This window comes from Colwellia sp. BRX10-9 (assembly GCF_014077405.1).
Classification (GTDB): Bacteria; Pseudomonadota; Gammaproteobacteria; order Enterobacterales; family Alteromonadaceae; genus Colwellia_A.
In genome coordinates this window covers 46414-65741 of record NZ_JACGVV010000020.1, presented here as the reverse complement: position 1 = coordinate 65741, position 19328 = coordinate 46414, and the positions used below count along the sequence as shown (strand labels likewise).

10 protein-coding genes are annotated in these 19328 nt (G+C 38.1%); 8 read left to right on the top strand and 2 right to left on the bottom strand.

The genetic code is table 11. From position 1 onward, the window contains the following. Positions 1–200 precede the first annotated feature (200 nt). Positions 201–2339 carry a pullulanase-associated domain-containing protein gene (locus tag H4J69_RS12650; RefSeq protein WP_182222338.1) on the bottom strand — a complete coding sequence of 713 codons (2139 nt, stop codon included), beginning with the start codon at positions 2337–2339 and terminating at the stop codon, positions 201–203. Positions 2340–2893: 554 nt separating this feature from the next. On the opposite strand from H4J69_RS12650, the gene H4J69_RS12645 reads away from it, so the two are divergent. From H4J69_RS12645 to H4J69_RS12610, 8 genes are all read left to right on the top strand, one after another. Next, a complete protein-coding gene (locus H4J69_RS12645; protein ID WP_182222337.1) occupies positions 2894–5905 on the top strand; it encodes a TonB-dependent receptor in 3012 nt (1003 codons plus the stop codon). Between the two features lie 82 nt (positions 5906–5987). After that, positions 5988–7577: a tryptophan halogenase family protein gene (locus tag H4J69_RS12640; RefSeq protein WP_259367751.1), complete on the top strand. Its 1590-nt coding sequence runs from the start codon at positions 5988–5990 to the stop codon at positions 7575–7577. Between the two features lie 20 nt (positions 7578–7597). After that, positions 7598–9322, top strand: coding sequence for a CRTAC1 family protein (locus H4J69_RS12635; RefSeq protein ID WP_182244494.1), 1725 nt, complete (start codon positions 7598–7600; stop codon positions 9320–9322). 96 nt (positions 9323–9418) lie between these two features. Continuing rightward, positions 9419–11398, top strand: coding sequence for a vanadium-dependent haloperoxidase (locus H4J69_RS12630; RefSeq protein WP_182244495.1), 1980 nt, complete (start codon positions 9419–9421; stop codon positions 11396–11398). A 41-nt stretch (positions 11399–11439) separates the two neighbouring features. Next, the gene (locus H4J69_RS12625) at positions 11440–12852 is read left to right on the top strand and encodes an MFS transporter (RefSeq protein ID WP_182214106.1); all 1413 of its coding nucleotides are present in this window, start codon (positions 11440–11442) and stop codon (positions 12850–12852) included. Positions 12853–13020: 168 nt separating this feature from the next. Next, positions 13021–14556 (top strand): amidase, encoded by a 1536-nt coding sequence (locus H4J69_RS12620; protein WP_220465310.1) that lies wholly within the window; start codon positions 13021–13023, stop codon positions 14554–14556. A 104-nt stretch (positions 14557–14660) separates the two neighbouring features. After that, the gene (locus tag H4J69_RS12615; RefSeq protein WP_259367750.1) at positions 14661–15239 is read left to right on the top strand and encodes a peroxiredoxin family protein; all 579 of its coding nucleotides are present in this window, start codon (positions 14661–14663) and stop codon (positions 15237–15239) included. Positions 15240–16121: 882 nt separating this feature from the next. Beyond that, a complete protein-coding gene (locus H4J69_RS12610; RefSeq protein ID WP_182222334.1) occupies positions 16122–16733 on the top strand; it encodes a fumarylacetoacetate hydrolase family protein in 612 nt (203 codons plus the stop codon). Between the two features lie 397 nt (positions 16734–17130). Here H4J69_RS12610 and H4J69_RS12605 read toward each other — a convergent pair whose 3' ends face one another. Further along, positions 17131–19182 (bottom strand): EAL domain-containing protein, encoded by a 2052-nt coding sequence (locus tag H4J69_RS12605; protein WP_182222333.1) that lies wholly within the window; start codon positions 19180–19182, stop codon positions 17131–17133. Between the last annotated feature and the right edge of the window lie 146 nt (positions 19183–19328).

Below are 19328 nucleotides of genomic sequence, written 5' to 3'. Positions count from 1 at the left end.
TTATTCCTTCATACTAAAGAGTAGACTGGTTAATGAATAGCCATTACATACGTATTCAAGACAGATTAATGACCTTTTATTTACTGTTTAGCCACGTTTTGTTGACGATTGATAAGGGAATTATAGGCATAAAAAAACCGTGATAAATCACGGTTTTTACAATGAGATGCATTTACTACATCAATAGTAAATTTATTTGATTAGTTGGTTTTCTCAGTAATCGTTAACATAGGTCTTGATGGGTTAATTGCGTTCAATGTAAAGACATAAGTCGCTTCTTTAGTTACATCAAAAGTAATATCAGCACCGGGTAATGTTAAGGTTTTTGCTTCACCGGCGGTTAAGATATTATCATCAACAACACCGCCAACCGTAGAGTCTTCTTCCCAATCAGCAGAGGCAATTTTAAAATTATAGCTACGAACGGGTAATAACGTTTCTATTGTATAAATACCTGCAGCATAAGTTAGTATATAAGCCTCTTCGGTAGCCCATCCATTCATGTCGCCTTTAAGGTACATAGTACGTTCTTGGTAAGGGGCAGGCGCTTCGGTTACTGTTAATTTAGGCGCGGTGAAATCAGTCGCATCTAAAGTGAAGGTTAATATTTTATTTTCAGTCACTTCAATGGCAATATTATCTTCACCCGGCAAGGTTAATAATTTTTCTTCACCGATAACAACATCACCTTCGCCAGCAAAAGCACCCATAGTAGAATCGTTTTCCCAGCCATCTGACGCTATTTTAAAGCCATACTTTTTAGTGTTATCAATCAATGCATTTACCACGTAAGTGGTGTCGGTAAGTGCAAAGTCAAAGTTAGGTGTAGTTGACCAATCGTTCATGTCACCTTTTAAATACAAAGTGCGACCTGAATAAGGTACTGCATTCTCAATCGTTAATATTGGGGCACCTTTATTGGTGGCATCAAGTATAAATCGATAAGTACCCGCTGCAGCGGCAGTGAAATTAATGTTTTGAGCAACATCTTCACCAAAAACTAATGTGGTGGCGGTATCAAGTGGCACAACGGCACCTTCGGTAGCAATACCGAAATTAGTCGCATCAGTCCAATTAGCATCAGCCACTTTAAAGGCATAATCTTGCATTTCTAATGGATGTAAAGAGGTGTAGATATTTTCACCCTTATATACCATAGGAAGGGCATTAGCCCATTCGTTCATGTCGCCTTTAACATAAAGTACTTTGTCATAAGCAACTTCAATAACGGTTAACGTTGGTGCTTCAGTATCTGAAATATCTAAAATGAACTGGTAGTTACCGTTGTTAGGAATGGTAAGGCTAATGTTTTTACCTAGCTCTTCACTGGCAATCAATGTTTTACTTTCGCCAAGAACGACTGTTTCATCACCTTCACTTGCGCCAAAGGCATTGATAACATTCCAATCTGCATCAGCAACTTTGAAATTATAAGCTGTCGCTGAGCCCGTAACGGCTAGTGCCATCGTGTAGACACCTTCAGAGTAAACAAATTTATTGCTGTCGTCTGTGGTTTCCCAGTCAATGAGGCCGCGTAAATAAAGTTCAGCTGCGCCATCAACAATAGTTGGCACTGCATCTGGGTCGGTTACACACTCGTCACCCGCTTCATTAGCTATAAGTGGCGCTTCACACTCTAAAGGTGCCGGTGTTGAGCCACCAGGAACAACTAAAGAGGCAAACGTTCTTGGGAACGGAAAGATAGTGGTTTCTTTTTCTAGTAAGAATAATTCACCGGTATTAACTGTGCTTATATCAACAAGAATATCATCTTCACCTGAAAATTTAACTGAACCAATAGCATCGTAAACAATAAAGTTAATACAATTAGGTGGATCGATAGTATTCATTACCCAATAGGCGCCAAAATTATCATCAATACCTGTCCATGCTAATGAAGAGCCCCAAGGTGTGGTCCCTTCAGGACGATCAAAATCTGCATAGGAGTTACAGTCAGCGTTATTCCAAGCGTGCAAACCGGCAAGGTTATAATCTATCGCGCTGCCATCAGTTGGTGTTTCAAATTGAAAGTAAATAACTAATTCGTTTGCCGCTGGTGTGTAAGCTGGTACGGGCATAGTGATACCGTTAGAGCCATCAATCCATGCCTCTTTGCTCATTTCACAAAGTTGAGTGTCAGGGTTGGCAACTTCAGGGTAATTACAGGGGGTAATTACTAATTCACATGCATTACCTGTTTCGTTAATTGTTTCTGGTGACTTACACCAAAGAGGGGATTCAGTAACAGCATTACTTTCATCACTTCCTCCACAGCCTGCTAATACACTAACCAATACGGCTAACGTAGCAAACGATAATTGTTTCATATAACCAGTCATAAATGACATCTCCACTTAAATGTTGATAAGGTGCTAAGCCGTTATTTATATAGCAAACTTAGTACGTTGTTTTTATTTTAATAATTGTTATTGCTTTATATTGTTACTGTCACGTAATCAAAAAACGGTCTTAATCATCCATTAAAAAGTAGCTTCAGGTTATGTTGAATCTAATTTCATCATCCTTTCACTGGGGAACGATGTTATGCCGCGTTGACTATAAAACCTAATGCTGATGTTATGAATACGTATTCAAAGACCTACAGTAATCTGCTTTTATTCTTACTTTAATTTTTTAAGGTTATGTAATAAAAGGAAATAACGAGTTTACTTGCTTTCTAGAACCATCTTATTACTAAAGTTCGCTGATGGGTAATCGGTTGTAACTGTGCAAAAAATGATTACTATGAAGTTGTCACCGTAAATCTTGAAACATAAATAGATAGGGAATATCTCATAAAAATAATTGACTCCAACTCGCTGTGCGTTATCAACCATAGTGCAAGTGTAAGTAGGGGCTTCTCGATAATACATATTATTAGGAATATGAAACAATGAACAAATTCAAGCCAAATATATTAACACTCAGCTTAATAGCTGCGGGTTTATCATTTGCTAGTGTTCCCAGTTTTGCTCAAGATGCTCAAGAAGAAGTAAAAGCGCAAACTGTTAACGTTAACAAACCAAAAACATTAGAAGAAAAAGAAAATGCAGTAGAAGTTATTGAAGTTAGAGGTTTTAGAGGCAGTATTATTAAGTCTTTAAACACTAAACGTTTTTCAGACACTGTCGTTGATGCGATATCAGCTGACGACATTGGTGGTTTACCCGATGTATCTATAGCCGATTCTTTAACACGCTTGCCAGGTGTTACCTCTGTACGAATCGATGGCCAATCAAGCGAGCTGAATATCCGTGGTTTATCAGGTGGCTTTGTATTTTCAACATTAAATGGTCGTGAACAAGTTTCAACAGCAGGTGGACGCTCAGTTCAGTTTGATCAATTTCCTTCAGAATTAATTAAGCAAGCGCAAGTGTATAAATCACAAAAAGCGTCGCTTATAGAAGGCGGTATTGCCGGTACTATTGAACTAGAAACCGCTAATGCGCTAGATAATGAAAAAGAAACTAGTTTTCGTTTTTCAGCTCACGGAAATTGGAATGATGCCGCTGCTGGCAATGAAGATTCTGCTGACTTTGGTCGCCGCTTAACCGCTTCTTATCAAGCCAAATTCTTAGATGACACGCTTGGTCTTTCATTGGGATACGCCGGTATGTTTCAGCCTACTGTGTCGAGCCGTTTCGTAAACTATCAATTTGACGACCGAGATTTATCAGAAACATATGATGGCGGTCCAGAAAGTCTATTAGTTTCATCTGGCTTTGAAGTTAATGAACGTGGTGGTGAAGATAGTCGTGATGCTTTTGTTTTGGCGTTAAATTGGGAACCTCGTGATGATTTACGTTTCCAATTTGATGGTTTTCATTCAAAGTTTGACTCAGAAAAATGGGATCGTGGTTTACGTATATCAGGCATAAACAACATTGCCAGTCCAGGACAGTCTTTACTCTTAACCGATCCGCTTATTGCTAACGGCGCACTTATCGGTGGTACCATCTCTCGTAATCCTAATGGTGATGCCATTGCGCCACCTTATAAAGGGTCTGATCGTAGCTTAAATATTCAAACACAAGCCGATGATAATACGACGAACAGTGAATTAAGCTCATTTGGTTTAAAGGGTGAATGGGAAATTAATGATGATTTATTAATGACCGTTGATTTTGCCCATTCTCAAGGTAAAGAGACCAGCAAAGATCAAGTTATGCGTATGGCTTATTTTAAAGACTCTAGCGCAGCAACTCCTATTATTGATAACGACATCATCTTTAGCTATAAACTTAATGGCTTAGAAAACCCTGATTTAGCCTTTAACCAAGACTTTACCGATACCGACCACATGATGGTTACCAGTGCAGAGTCATATCCAAGTATCGAGTCAAATGAATCAAATGCTGTACGTGTTGATTTCGCTTACCAACTTGAAAGTGACATCTTTAGTTCAGTTGAATTTGGTGCCCGTTTATCGGAACGTGAATACGAACTAGGCCGTGGACGTTTCTTATATGGTACTACCGACGCAAATATGCGTAATGGTCAATACATCACTTATGCAGGTACCGATGAAGAAGGTAACCCGATAGAAACAGAACGTTTTGCTCCATTTCCATTATCCAATGATAACTCGACAGTAACGAGTATTAACGGTGACTTACCGGGTATGCCGAGTTTCTTAGCGGTTAACAACAACGATATTTTGAATGCTTGGATCCCAAATGTTGATCGTACGCCAGTACGTGACTGGAATCATAGCTGGACAATGACTCAAAATAATATTGTCGAAGAAGAAGTTACCGCAGCTTACGTGCAATTAAACCTAAACGCTGAACTGTTTGGTTTACCGTTAAGCGGCAATGTAGGTCTTCGCTATGTTGGCTCTAAACAAAGCAGCACAGGTTTAGTCAATGTGGGAGCGGGTAATGGTGATGTAATTTATGATGATGTTGGCGGTACAAGCGACGAATTCCGCCGTGAAACAGTCAGCGAAAGTTATAATGATTTATTACCATCTTTAAATTTGAATATTCAATTATCAGAAGACGACCAATTACGTTTTGCTTACTCAAAAGTTATGTCACGTCCAGATATGCCATCAATGGCTAACAGCGGTAACTTTAGGTTTAATTCAGCGGATGACGGTCGAAACTATATTGATTTAGACAGTTCAACTAGCCCGTCAATACGTCCGTTTTATGCAGATCAAATCGATATTTCTTATGAGCATTATTTCTCTGAAACCGATGGCGCGTTTGTTTTTGCTATTTGGAACAAAGACATTGAAAACATGCCAGGTACAACCACAGATAAGAATTTTGATTATCAGGCTAATGGTATTGCTGTACCAGCAATCCCTGATGACAAGACGCATGCTGAGTACGATAGCGAAACTGGGGAGCCCATTGGCGAACCACTCGTTTGGGAAAATGGCACTTATTCACACGCCGCTAATAACGCAGAGGCAGGTTATATTCGTGGTATTGAAATTGGATATACGCAAACTTTTACCTTTTTACCTGATATGTGGAAAGGCTTAGGCGCTAACATCAATTTTTCTTACACAGAAAGTGAAATCGAACGTCCGTCAAATGTACCGGGTGAAGATGGTCAGCCAGGTCCAATCGAAGGTTTATCACCACGCGTATTTAGTGCAACACTTTTTTATGATTACGAAGATTTGTTCACCGCGCGTGTTAGTGCTCGTCATCGCGCAGAATACTTGAGTCGTCAAATTGCGATTGGTGATTCACAATCAGCGTACTTCCAAGAAGAAACGATTATTTCTGCACAAATGTCGTATAACTTTACTGAGAATCTACAAGGAGTCGTTTCTGTTGATAACTTAACAGACGAACCGAATATTTCTTACTTTGGTGATACTTCACGTACCGGAACAATTCAGTACTTTGGTCGCACGGTTTACTTTGGTATTAATTATTCAATGTAAATGAAAACTTAAAAAGGTGTGGATGAAACCACACCTTTTTTATTTGTCGATAGTCATGGTAATTTTTTAAGCAGTAAAATTAATGATAAATTCAGCCCACCCAGATAAAACAGCACAAAGCACTTCCCCAAAAAAACTTAACATGGTGATTTTAGGTGGTGGTACTGCAGGTTGGATGACCGCTAATTTAATGGCTAAAAAGTGGCAAAACCACCCTGTTTCAATAACGTTAATTGAATCTCCTTCGCTCGGTGTTATTGGTGTTGGTGAAGGTTCTACACCACAATTAAAAAGCTTCTTTGACAAAATAGGTGTCACCGAACAAGAATGGATGCCGCAATGCAATGCGACCTATAAAAATGGCATATTATTCAATGGCTGGTCAACACGAGTAGGTTTTGAAAGTTATTTTCATCCTTTTACTTCGCTTATCGATGCCCATACTGCTCCTGCCTTTGTCTATAACACTCAGTATCGTCGTAAAGGCTTTAACGTCGATTGTCATCCTGATCGTTTCTTTTTGTCTGCACAATTAGCTAAACAAAAAAAATCTGCGGTTGGCGAATATAATTTTCCTTTCGATATTGGCTATGGCTATCACTTTGATGCCATTTTATTGGGGAAGTTTTTAGGCAAAGTTGCGCAGAAAAAAGGTGTTAAGCATATTTTGGCGCAAGTTGATGAGGTAAACGTAAATGATGCTGGCGACATTCAATCGTTAACACTTGATAACGGCGAGGTCATTGCCGGTGATTTTTTTGTTGATTGCTCAGGCTTTAACAGCCTACTTTTACAAAAAACATTAAAAGTACCTTTTATCAGTTTTAAAGATAACTTATTTAATGACAGTGCTGTGACCATCTCTGTAGCAAGAGATAAAAACGCTCAGCAAGGTCTTAACTCACAAACTATTGCTACTGCGATGAAATGTGGTTGGGCGTGGGATATTCCGCTAACTAACCGCACTGGAAACGGCTATGTTTATAGTTCAGAGCACTGTACTGGCGAACAAGCAGAGCTTGAGTTACGAGAAAAACTTTCATTGGTCGATGAAGCCGTTGACGTTCGTCACTTAAAAATGAAAGTAGGGCGAGTCAAACAACATTGGCACAAAAACTGTGTCGCTATTGGCTTGTCGCAAGGCTTTATTGAGCCCCTTGAAGCGACCGCTTTACATTTTGTCCAAGAGAGTATTGAAGGTTTTATTGATGATTTCTCTCTCGGTCAGTACAGCAATATTTATCAAGATAGATTTAATGAAAAAATGAATCATCGTTTTGATGGCATTCGTGATTATATTGTCGCTCATTATCGCTTGAGTTCGCGTGACGACACCGAGTACTGGCGAAAAAATAGCATAAATCCCAATATATCTAACAATTTAAAGAAAATAGTACAGTGCTGGGTCGCGGGTGATGATTTAAACAAAGCCCTAATTCAACCAGGTATGGTGAGTTTTTACCCACCAGTTTCTTGGCATGCTATGCTTGCCGGTTACGGTATTTTTCCTGAGTTATCACAAGACAAACAACTTGCCGAAAAATTTGGCGAGCAGGCTCTTGATGCAGCACATAAATATGACTTAGCGCATATAGACCAGTTTATTCAACGCTGTTCAGTAAATTTTGCTGATCATCAACAGTTTATTAATGACAAGCTCATTAATAAATAAAGTTATTGATAGGTATTCACATGAAAAACACGCGATCATCACTTTACGTTTACCCCTTTCTTTTCTTATTAAGCTTCGCACTTACTGCGCTATCAGGTTGTGGTGGCGGAAGCGCGAGTAACGATAAGCCTGTCGAGAAAACAGGTGTTGAAACACCTGTTTTAATTGGGCCACAAGTTGTTGGTATTGCTGCAAAGGTTACTGAGCGGGCTGCCATTGGCAGCGCTAGTCATCAGTGCCATGCCGTTGAGAATAGTGCGCAATCATTACAGTTTTCGGAAATCTCTCAGCAAGCGGGTATTACCTTTAGCCATTCAATGCCCGATGGTGATGGCGTATTAGGTATGTCTGGTGGTGTGGCGGCAGGTGATTTTGACAATGATGGTTGGGTAGATTTATACGCGATAGGTGGTGAAGGGCAAGCCAATGTTTTATTAAAAAATCAAGGTAATGGTACCTTTACCGACCGAGCTAGCTTTTCAGGTGTTGCTCAAAAAAATAAAGGCAGTGGTCCTGCTTTTGGTGATTTTAATGGTGACGGCTTATTAGATTTATTTGTTGGTGGTGTCGGTGGCGATGCGGCAAAGCTTTATGTTAATCAAGGAAATGAACAATACCTAGACATTACTGCGAGTTCAGGTCTGGTACTGCCGGGTAATAATTTTTCAGGCACTTGGGCTGACTACGATAAAGATGGTGACCTTGATTTGTTTGTTACTCATTGGACCGAAGAGCGTAGCGGTTACTTTGCCTATTTTTGGCAGAATAATGGCGATTCAACCTTTTCAGATGTCACCTTTGAAGCCGGTATAAAAAATACCAGTAATGCCGATAAAACCTTAACCGCAACATTCTCTGATATTAATAACGATGGTTGGGTCGACCTACTCTTAGTAACAGATTATGCGCAAACCCGTCTTTACAAAAACAATAAAGATGGCACGTTTACCGATATCACTGACCATGAAGTGATAACAGATAATACTGGCATGGGCTCAGCAGTAGCTGACTACGACAATGATGGCGACTTAGACTGGTTTGTTAGCGCAATATCTTATCGAGACGAACCGGCAAAGTTAGGTTGGCTGTCTCCAGGCAATCGATTTTATCAGAATCAGGGCGATGGCACTTTTCTTGATAAAACAGACGAGCTTGGTGTTCGTCATAGCTCTTGGGCATGGGCGACTTGTTTTAGTGATTTCAATAACGACGGCTTACAAGATTTATTTGTTGTTAATGGTATGTATGGCGAAAATATTGAAAAAATGTTTTTAGACGATCCTTCTCGACTCTTTCTTGCTAATGGTGATGGTACTTTTAAAGAGTCATCCATCGATGTCGGTATTGATGACAAGTCGATGGGGCGAGGCTTAGTATGTTTTGATTATGACAAAGACGGTGATCAAGATATTTATATTGCTAACCATGATGAGCCACCTAAGTTGTTTTGTAATAATGGCGGCAGTAAGACGGGTCAGAATAACTTTATCAATATCAAATTGATTGATGCAACCACTAATTCTCAGGCCCTAGGGGCAAGGATATATGTCAGTAGTGGTGATATTCGTCAAATGCGGGAATTAAAATCAGGGACAAATTATGTCTCACAAAACCCGGTTGAAGCACACTTTGGTTTAGGTAAGTCGTCAATAATAACCCGTATACGTGTGGTGTGGCCTGATGGCGAAGAGTCAGTGATCACTCAAGTAGCGGTCAATAAATTTGTGACTATCGAGCGTATTTAGCCGCTATTGACTAATTATTTAGTTGCTAGCCAATAATTGTTAGAATCAAAATAAGTATAAAAATAATAAGTAGACCTTATGATTAAGCCGAGCAAAATGAAAATAGTAAAAAACATTATCCTGCCACTCATGTTAAGCCCATTATTATTAACGGCTTGCGGTGGTTCAAGTTCAAGCAGTAAAAATGAAGTGATTGTTGCTGCGCCAATAACAATAACACCCGAGCGAAGTGGACAGTCAGTTGCAAGACAGTGGAATGAAGTTTTACTGCATGCGATACGAAATGACTATGCGCGCCCTACGATACATGCTCGAAACTTATTCCATATTTCATCAGCAATGTTTGACGCTTGGTCTGTTTATCGCCCGCAAGTGAAACCTTTTTTATGGGGCAATAATGTTGCTGGGTTTAATTGTCTTGCACAAGCCGTTGATTTGCCTATCGACATTATCCCTTTTCAAGAGCAAGCGATAAGTTTCGCCAGTTATAAAATGATCAAACATCGTTTTCGCTTATCACCTGGAGCCAATCATATTATTGCCACAGCGGATGCTTTAATGACGCGCTTAGGCTTTGATGTTGATGATACTTCTGTCGACTATGCTAATGGTTCAGCTGCAGCTCTTGGTAATGCTATCGCCCAATGCTATATCAATTTTGGCTTACAAGATGGCGCTAACGAACAACAGTTTTACAGTAATCGCCATTACCAATCGGTTAACCCTGCGTTAGCTTTGGGAACTGGGCAGTCGGGTAACCCGACTATTGTTGACTTAAATCGCTGGCAACCTCTTTCTATTCAGGGATATATTGATCAAGCAGGAAACCCTGTTGACGATATGCCTGAATTTCTAAGCCCAGAATGGGGACAAGTTGTTCCATTTTCCTTATCTGCAAATGACAAAACTGTTTTTACCCGTGATGGATTTGACTATCAGGTTTACCATGATCCAGGGATGCCGCCGTTGATAGGTTCAGATACAGCGGATTTATATAAGTGGGGCTTTTCGTTAGTCGCGATATGGTCAGCTCATTTAGATGAGAATGACGGTGTCGAATGGGATATATCGCCAAAAAGTATCGGTAACATTAATAGCTTTCCAACAACCTTTTCTCAATATAATGAGTTTTACAATCAACTTGACGGCGGAGATACCAGTGCCGGTTATATCCTTAACCCAGTAACTAACCAACCTTACCAAGAGCAGATTGTGCCTCGTGGCGACTATGGCCGAGTACTCGCCGAGTTCTGGGCAGACGGTCCTGAGTCTGAAACACCGCCGGGTCACTGGTTTGTCATCCTAAATACCGTTAGCGACCATAATTTACTTGAAAAACGTTGGGCGGGTACTGGCGAAATATTAGGTAATTTAGAATGGGACATAAAAAGCTATTTTGCCATGGGGGGCACTATGCATGACGCGGCAATCGCAGCTTGGGGGATCAAGGGGCGCTACGATTATATTCGACCTGTTTCAGCCATTCGTGCAATGGCCGACCTAGGACAAAGTAGCGATGAGCAGTTACCTTCTTATCACCTTAACGGAATTCTTCTTGTTGATGGTTACATCGAACTTGTTGGAGCGAACGATGCATTAGCAGGGGACAATAAACAAAATGTCGGAAAAATTAAAATTTATGGCTGGAAAGGCCCAGATTACATTAACAACCCCGCTACTGATAAAGCCGGTGTTGATTGGATTTTAGCTGAGAATTGGTGGCCTTATCAGCGTCCCTCTTTTGTGACCCCACCTTTTGCCGGCTATGTATCTGGGCATTCTACTTATTCTAGAGCCGCTGCCGAATTAATGACCGCAATGACAGGTTCACGATACTTCCCTGGCGGAATGAGCGAATTTGACGTGGTTGCCAATGAGTTTTTAGTTTTTGAACAAGGGCCAAGTGTCAATATGACCCTGCAATGGGCGACTTATCAAGATGCTTCTGATCAATGTAGTCTGTCACGTATTTGGGGAGGTATTCATCCACCTGCCGATGATATTACCGGTCGCTTAATTGGTGAGAAAATAGGTAAAAATAGTTTTGAGTTTGTACAAGACTATTTTAGTCAATAACCTTTAATGCGACTGCAAATAATAAAAAGAGAATAATAAAAATGTTGGCCATTCAAAAAAACCTTAGTAAATCTTTCTATATGCTATTGAGCCTACCCGCAACAGCGATGGGGTTTGCTTTATCAGTACAGATATCAGCGCTTAGCTGGATATTAACTACTCAATACGGTCTTGATATTCATCAGGTCGGCTTAGTGTGGGCCGCAGGACCTATTGCGGGGATTTTAGGACAAGTTATAGTTGGTATTATTAGCGATAATGTTTGGTTTTGGAATGGCCGTCGCCGTCCGTTTATCCTCATCGGTGGTGTGTTAGCCGCTATGATGTTATTGGCTTTACCCAATATTGATATTGTTTCTTCATCACTTGGCATCTCAGGATTGCTCGGCGTAGCGATTGCTGTTGCGTTAACCTTAGATTTATCGATAAATATTAGTTTTAATCCAACACGTGCCATTATCGCGGATGTAACCCCTGAAGGTGATGCTCGCACTAAAGGTTATACCTGGATGCAAACGGTATCAGGCTCTTTTGGTGTATTGGCTTATGCGGTTGGTGCTACGTGGGGGAACTTTATACTTATTTATTTAGGCGCAGGATTAGTGTTTTTTCTATCAATATTAGCTCCTTTTTTTATTAGCGAACCCAAAGAATTATTAGTAAGTCAACGCGATGTTATTCAAGATAAAGTCTCGTTTACAATGGTGTTGATGAACATAAAACCCTTGTGGGGCTTCATTATTTACGATATTTATGCGATGGCTTTACAAATATCAGGTATAAAAACCGATCATTACTGGGCTGAAGTTATTGCGGCAATCATTACCTTGTATTTTGTTGTTATTACTTTATTTGCTAAAGAGAGTTGCAGTGATAACAGCATTGGTTTTAGAAAAGTATTAGCCGCTCATTCCTTCAGTTGGATTGGCGTACAAACGATGTTTGTTTTTATTATTGCTTTTCTTCAAGACAAAATGCCAAGTTTGTCAGACGATGATTTAGGCAAAGTTATAGCGATGAGTTTTCTCATTTTAAGTGCAGTGTCTGCTTTATTACCGGCATTTGTGCTTGAACCGATAGCTAAAAAAATAGGACGAGTAAAAACCCATACCTATTGCATCGCCAGTATGGCCGTTGGCTATGGATTAGTCGTCATGTTTGGAGATGTAAAAGAAGTGCTTTACTTACTTATGGCGTTATTAGGAATTGGTTGGTCTGCTATTATTAGTTTACCGTTTGCCATTATGTCTGAAAAGGTTGAACAGTCTCGTATGGGCCTATATATGGGCCTATTCAACTTGTCTGTTGTATTACCGCAGTTGTTAGTTAGCTTAGCGATTGGTTTATTCATCAGTAAAGTTGCCGATAAAAGTGTAGTGTTTCAAATTAGTGCTATTGCACTCGCAATTTCAGCGTTGGCTTGGACGAAAGTACAGGAACATTCAAAAGCTTAATTCAGACAAAATAACCTTATAAAACGATAAGTATTAAACAACTTATCGTTTTTGTATCGATTTAATAACAGCAATTAAAGATTCTTTTCGTTTAATTATTAGCCATCTATAGACAAGTACCCCCAATTTAAATTATAAAATGCGCAACGTTATATTTTAGGAATTAAGATGAAAATTTTTCAACCGTTAGCTTTATTATTTTTTTGCTCGGTAATGGCTTTTAATGTTCGTGCCGATATTAATGAAAATACCACCATTAACGACATTCATCAGCAAATGCAAAGTAAACAATTAACCAGCGAACAATTGGTGCAATTCTATTTAAAACGCATTGCGACATATGATGACAAAGGAATGACGCTAAATTCAGTGGTGCAATTAAATAAAAATGCCCTCAAGCAAGCTAAAGCACTTGACCTTTATTTCCTTAAAAATGGCTTTAAAGGCAGCTTGCATGGTATTCCTATTCTACTTAAAGACAATATAGATACTACTGATGGTATGGCAAACACAGCAGGCTCAACTGCTTTAGCCAATAATTTTCCAGATGATGATGCTTTTTTGGTTAAACAACTCAAAGAAGCTGGCGCGATTATCTTAGGAAAAACCAATCTAAGTGAATGGGCAAACTTTCGCTCAACCGCTTCATCAAGTGGTTGGAGCGGTTTATATGGACAAAGTAAAAACCCTTACGATATAACAACTAGTCCTTGTGGCTCTAGTTCAGGTTCTGGTATTGCTGCTGCGGCTCACTTCGCTACGGTAACAATAGGTACTGAAACTGATGGTTCAGTGACTTGTCCTGCGGCAATTAATGGGGTTGTTGGAATAAAACCAACCTTAGGCACCGTTAGTCGCGACGGTATTATCCCCATTGCGCATAGTCAAGATACAGCGGGCCCTATGGCGAGAAATGTAACCGATGCGGTTATTTTGTTAGCGGCAATGGTAAAAGCAGACCCAAGTGATCAAGATGGAATGTCTTCAACGATAGATTACCTCTCACATTTAAAGCTTGATGGTCTTAAAGGTAAGCGTATCGGTATTGCTCGAAATCTAATGGGTTATCATCAAGGGCTAGACAATGTTTTTAGTCAGGCAGTACAAGATCTTAAAAGCCAAGGTGCAGTGATCGTAGACGACGTTAATTTTGAAAAAAAAGATCAGTGGGGCGATGCTGAATTTGAAGTGCTGCTTTATGAATTTAAAGACGAGCTCAATAAGTATCTTTCAAAAACAGCACCAGGCATGCCAAAATCACTCAGTGAAATGATTGAATTCAATAAAATAAATGCTGATATTGAAATGAAATATTTTGGACAAGAAATATTTTTGATGGCACAAGCTAAAGGGGACATTACTGATAAAGTTTATCTTGATGCACTCGCAAAAGCGAAACGTTTAACACAACAAGCAGGCATCGATGCGTTACTTGAAAAGCACAATCTTGATATGATTATTGCCCCAACCACAGGGCCCGCGTGGAAAATTGATTGGGTTAATGGCGACCATTATTTAGGTGCTGCATCTTCTGCTGCGGCAATATCAGGTTACCCTCATATTACGCTACCCATGGGCTATGTACATGGCTTACCTGTTGGCTTATCAATGTTTTCCGGCAAGTTACAAGAAGGTATCTTGATTGAAGCTGCTTTTGGTTATGAACAAGCGACTCAACATCGCGTTGCGCCAAAACTACAGTAATTATCTCTGGTAAATTAATAACAACTAGATGAAGTAAATAATGCACATGCACGGTCTATAGTTTTAGTACAAACATTTACTTCATATAAGAGTTTATAAAAATTATGGTTAATAACAAAAAATATATACCGGTCATTGTCACTTTGCTTTTCTCTATGCTTTTTATTAACAGCGCTTTTGCCAAGCAGACTTCAATAAACGTTGGGCCTAAAGTGGGTGACAAAGCACCGGCTTTAACGGTAACAGATGCAACAAAATCAGTGGTTAACATTGAGGACTTAACCGCTGAAAAAGGATTAATCATCTTATTTTTTCGTTCAGCTGACTGGTGTCCCTTTTGTAAACGCCACTTAATTGAATTCAATGAATATGCTGATAAATTTAAAGCGTTAGGTTACGGTGTTGCGGCTATTTCTTATGACAGTACTGACATCTTAAACGATTTCTCTAAGGCGCATCAATTAACCTATCCTTTGTTGTCAGATCAAGCGGCGGCGACGGTAAAAGCCTATGGTATTCTTAATAAAGATTACCAAATGGGCGATGATAATTATGGCATTCCTTATCCTGGTGTTGTGATTATTGACCCTGCAGGGACTATCTTTCATAAATACTTTTTTGAAGGTTATCGCAAACGTGTAAAGTTTATCGATTTATACCAGCAGTTAAGTACCATCAAATAAGCGATAGATTTTAGTCGTATAACAGCCTCTACTTTTTAAAATAGTAAGGAATAGAGGCTAAACAATAATAAATAGATAATAATTTAAAAAAATGTTTACTTTCACGTTTAAGCTGTTTATAGTTGTTTTGTTAATTATCCCCCTCTCGTTTATTTAACCTATTATCACTTGTGATTAGTACTTGTGATAATCAATGTTATGTCTTTCCCTTTCACAGTCAGTCATCACTCAAATTACTAAGCCTAAATTGTTGTCTGAGGTTATCAAGATCCATTATTTCTTGATCAGATATTTATAAATATCTAAACGTTTTCACACAGTAATATGGCTTTTATTATTAATGCGCAGCAGCGCAAATTAAAGAGTTTTATTATGTCTTATACATATAAAGGAACGATTTATTCAATTAAATCACCTATTAATTTCATTTCAGTTAACAAACACAATGTTGTTGTTAACGATCAAAATGGTACTAAGTTAATCAAGTTTGGCAATAACACCGATTCTAAATGTTTTTTAGAATGGATATACCAAGCTTAATAACAAGATAAACCCTCAATTCAACACCATGAGTTGAGGCAATGATTTAAGTCGAATCTTAGCGATATAACCACTAAGCTTCGACTAAATCGCTACTTTTACTTCACTTCAATCAATCCCCCTGATTTATCATATTTGGCTAATCTAGCTACAATATTCTTTGCTAATTTCTCTAAATATCTATTAAATTATATTTATCTACGATATCGATAAATGATTAAGTTATCCTATGTTACGATTTTGATGCTAGGGTGTTTTACTTAGCTATTCATTAGCCGATGGCCCCGCTAACTGATATTAATAAAAATTAAGTTAACCTATTAAGACAAAGGAACAACATAAATGAACAGTGTTAAGCATGATGGTCTCGACTTTATCCCTTCAAAGGTTGTCTGCATTGGCCGAAATTATGTCGAGCATATTGAAGAGCTAAACAATGAAATTCCAGCAGAGCCGGTAGTTTTTATTAAGCCTAACTCCGCCATTTCTAATGAGATAGAAAGCCATCAATCTGATGAAATACACTATGAAGGTGAGATCAGTTTTATTATTAAGAACAATCAAATTTCTGGTATAGGCTTTGGCTTAGATCTGACAAAAAGAAAGCTTCAAAATGTGCTTAAATCAAAAGGTCTACCTTGGGAGCGAGCTAAAGCTTTTGATAAATCGGCCGTATTTAGCAACTTTGTTAACTGTGATGGCGATTATAAAAGTTATAAAATGGAGTTATTTATAGATAACCTTCTTATACAATTCGCTAATTACCCACTGATGATCAACAAACCTGAAATGTTAATCACTGATATACAAAGTTTCTTAACCCTTGAAGATGGAGATATTATTATGACTGGCACGCCTAAAGGTGTGGGCATTATAAATTCGGGTCAGTTATTTACCGCTAAAATATATAAAAATGAAGAAATTATTATTGAACAATCTTGGCTTGTTCAATAACTTTATAGGCGCTAGATAAAAAGGGCCATTAAATATAGCGCGACTAAAATAAGATGAACGCTTTAATTAGTCGCCCTCCAACGCTGCCTCATCGTTAAGGAAGGTTCATTAATAAAGTTGTTTTATGGCGAAAGGGACGTCATATCGACCTTGTTTAGCGTATATCACTTTATAAAACTTCCTTCATCTATCGATAGTGCATAAGACTTATACTCCATGTCAGATTTTAAAATATGTTTAGCTAGCCAGCTATAAAGAAATATCGCTCTTTTATGATGTATATCGATATTATAATGTGTGAGTTTTTCTTCTAGTAAATGAAATTTATTTCTTAGCTCAGCGTGCTTTCTTATATGATCTTCAGTGTCAGGATGATTCGGTAAGTTAAATGATTTCATTAGCCATTTTCTTTGTGTTGAGCGTTATGTTGATTTTTTTGTTTGAATGCTAACAACCACTTTTCAAAATCACTCGCACTTAGCGGTTTACTATAAAGAAAACCCTGATGGTTGCTACAGCCTAACTCACACAACTTATCTGCTTGTTCTTGCGTTTCTATACCTTCAGCAATGAGGCTAACGTTGAAGGTTTTCGATAGCAAAATTAATGCCATTACTATTGCTCTGTCTTCTGGACAATTTACAATATTATCAACAAAGCATTTATCAATTTTTACATTATCAATAGGTAAACTTTTTAAGCGTTGTAACGAAGAATAGCCAGTACCAAAATCATCAATTGCGATTTTGACTCCTAATTCTCTCAAAGCCACCAAAATAGCAGTGTGATGATTATTATCTTCAGAAAAAAGAGATTCAGTGACCTCAAGTTCAATAGCATTACCAGGGATCATCTCCTCTGTTAATACTTTTTGTACCTGAGCAAAAAGATCATTGCGATCAAACTGTCGCAATGAGATATTAATCGCCATAACCCCAGTAAACAAATTATTAATTCTCCACACTCGTAATTGCCGGCATGCGCTTTTTAAGACAAAGTGGCCTAGCTCTTTAATAGCTCCGTTTGCTTCTGCTATTGGAATAAAAAGGGCGGGTGATATAATCCCCTGCTCAGGGTGAATCCATCTAAGTAAGCATTCGATGCCATAAACTTCACCATTATCAGCATTTATTTGTGGTTGATACCAGACTTCAAACTGTTTATTTTCAATTGCTTGATAAATTTCTCTATCAAGTTCCATCCTACGTTTAATTAACTCTTTTTCTTTAGTATCAAATAATGAATAATAATTTCCTCCTGACTTTTTTACTTTCATCATAGCAACATCAGCAAATGAAATAAGCTCTTTAACATCAAGTGAATCTAAAGGAAATGTACTTACACCAATACTTATCGTTGTTTTAAACTCACCAAATTTGGTCTTAAAAGGTTTTTCAAAAAGGGATAATATTTGTTCACAAATTTTATCTAAATTTCTTAGTGACTTTTCTCCCTCAACAACAACTATAAATTCATCACCACCACTTCTTGCTATAATGTCATTGTCACGTAATTTAGCATTAAGCCTATTTGCGACACTCTTTAATAACTCATCTCCTACTTCGTGTCCTAGAGAATCATTAATAGATTTAAACCTGTCTAGATCACAAAAAAGCACAGCAAAGTAAGTGGGGGTTTCACGATGAAGTTCAGATAAATGTTCAAGTTTTTCAAATAATAGATGTCGATTAGGTAAGCTAGTTAATGTGTCGTGATAGGCATGAAAGTGAACTTCTTCTTCAGATTTTTTTCGACTGGTAATATCGGTAAACTGACAAATATAATTAGAAATGTGACCGTTACTGTCTTTGATACTGCTTATATTTAACCACTCAGGGTAAATTTCACCATTTTTTCTTTTATTCCAAATTTCGCCTTGCCAACCCCCTTCATTAATAAGCTTTTGCCAAAATTGTTTATAAAAATATTTATCTTGTTTTCCAGAGCTTAGGATAGCTGGGGTTTTCCCCCAAACTTCTTCTTGCGTATAACCGGTTATATGAGAAAAACCTTTATTGACTATTTGTATATAACCTTGATTATCAGTCACTACAATCGCTTCATTGGAGTGGTTAAAAATTTGTTCAATAATAGAAATATTAGATTTAGTAATATCGTTATAATTAGTTGCTTTAAAAAAGAGTAATGTTTGTTCTTCGTTATTTTTTGTTAAAGAAAAAAAACAAACGTCTACAGGAAGCTGTCTGTTATCTTTTTGCTGTAAAGTTGAGCTGAAGTGACCAAAGTCAGGGTTACTGTTATTTTGCTGAACTTTATCTGCAGAAAACTTGTGTATTTTATCAATTGAATAACCGAGTAAGTCGGTCTTATCAAGCCCTGTCATCAGTAAGTATTCAGTGTTTACTGCTACTAATATGTAGTTAGCATTTAATGTTAGAATACCCGCAGTTATTTCGTCTTTCATTAACGCTTTGTCCAAATAGCCCATATTTCATATTCCCTCATTAACAACATAGCGTGTCAGCATTATTAGTTGTTTTATAATCTTAGTTAAAATTAAGTAAAAAGCTCGTTTTTATGAAATTTATTTAACAACAATATGCGAGATAATGACTATAGTTAACTAAACCTTAT